At 51.0% G+C, this 962-nt stretch carries 9 tRNA genes; all 9 read right to left on the bottom strand.

Annotation, left to right across the window (positions count from 1 at the left end):
- Positions 1-73 precede the first annotated feature (73 nt).
- Positions 74-146 (bottom strand) — tRNA-Lys (locus GJU32_RS22910).
- Between the two features lie 13 nt (positions 147-159).
- Positions 160-234, bottom strand: a tRNA-Gln gene (locus tag GJU32_RS22905).
- 9 nt (positions 235-243) lie between these two features.
- Positions 244-319: transfer RNA gene (locus GJU32_RS22900), tRNA-His, on the bottom strand.
- 47 nt (positions 320-366) lie between these two features.
- A tRNA-Trp gene (locus tag GJU32_RS22895) sits at positions 367-440 on the bottom strand.
- Between the two features lie 13 nt (positions 441-453).
- Positions 454-537 (bottom strand) — tRNA-Tyr (locus GJU32_RS22890).
- 9 nt (positions 538-546) lie between these two features.
- A tRNA-Thr gene (locus GJU32_RS22885) sits at positions 547-622 on the bottom strand.
- A 10-nt stretch (positions 623-632) separates the two neighbouring features.
- Positions 633-708 (bottom strand) — tRNA-Asp (locus GJU32_RS22880).
- A gap of 3 nt (positions 709-711) precedes the next feature.
- Positions 712-786 (bottom strand) — tRNA-Met (locus GJU32_RS22875).
- Positions 787-811: 25 nt separating this feature from the next.
- Positions 812-887, bottom strand: a tRNA-Val gene (locus tag GJU32_RS22870).
- Positions 888-962: the final 75 nt, after the last annotated feature.

The following is a 962-nucleotide window of genomic DNA, read 5'->3' as shown; positions in this document are numbered from 1 at the left end:
ACCCATAACCTTCTGATCCGTAGTCAGACGCTCTATCCAATTGAGCTACGGGCGCAATATTAATTAAAAATGATGAGCCATGAAGGACTCGAACCTTCGACCCTCTGATTAAAAGTCAGATGCTCTACCAACTGAGCTAATGGCTCATAAAAGAAAAAATGGCTGGGGTACTAGGATTCGAACCTAGGCATGACGGAATCAAAATCCGTTGCCTTACCGCTTGGCTATACCCCAATGTGAAAATGGGGCGACTGATGGGAATCGAACCCACGAATGCCGGAACCACAATCCGGTGCGTTAACCACTTCGCCACAATCGCCACTATATATATAATAACAGCTGCATATGAACGAGTACCTCAATACCTGGCAGGGGCAGTAGGAATCGAACCCACACCAAAGGTTTTGGAGACCTCTATTCTACCGTTGAACTATGCCCCTGTAAATTTAAAACTGGTGGAGGGGGACGGATTCGAACCGCCGAACCCTAAGGAGCGGATTTACAGTCCGCCGCGTTTAGCCACTTCGCTACCCCTCCGGTAATACATGGTGCCGGCGATAGGAGTCGAACCCACGACCTACTGATTACAAGTCAGTTGCTCTACCAACTGAGCTACACCGGCAAAAAAAAAATGGCGGTCCCGACCGGGATCGAACCGGCGATCTCCTGCGTGACAGGCAGGCATGTTAACCGCTACACCACGGGACCTTTTGGTTGCGGGGGCCGGATTTGAACCAACGACCTTCGGGTTATGAGCCCGACGAGCTACCACTGCTCCACCCCGCGATAATACTATTTGGATATATAATTATGGTGGAGGATGACGGGCTCGAACCGCCGACCCTCTGCTTGTAAGGCAGATGCTCTCCCAGCTGAGCTAATCCTCCTGGGTATTATGCCTAGCGATGTCCTACTCTCACAGGGGGAAGCCCCCAACTACCATCGGCGCTAAAGAGCTTAAC

The sequence above is a fragment of the Lysinibacillus cavernae genome, from assembly GCF_009724685.1.
GTDB classification, from domain to species: domain Bacteria; phylum Bacillota; class Bacilli; order Bacillales_A; family Planococcaceae; genus Lysinibacillus; species Lysinibacillus cavernae.
This window is presented reverse-complemented; position numbering and strand designations above follow the sequence as displayed.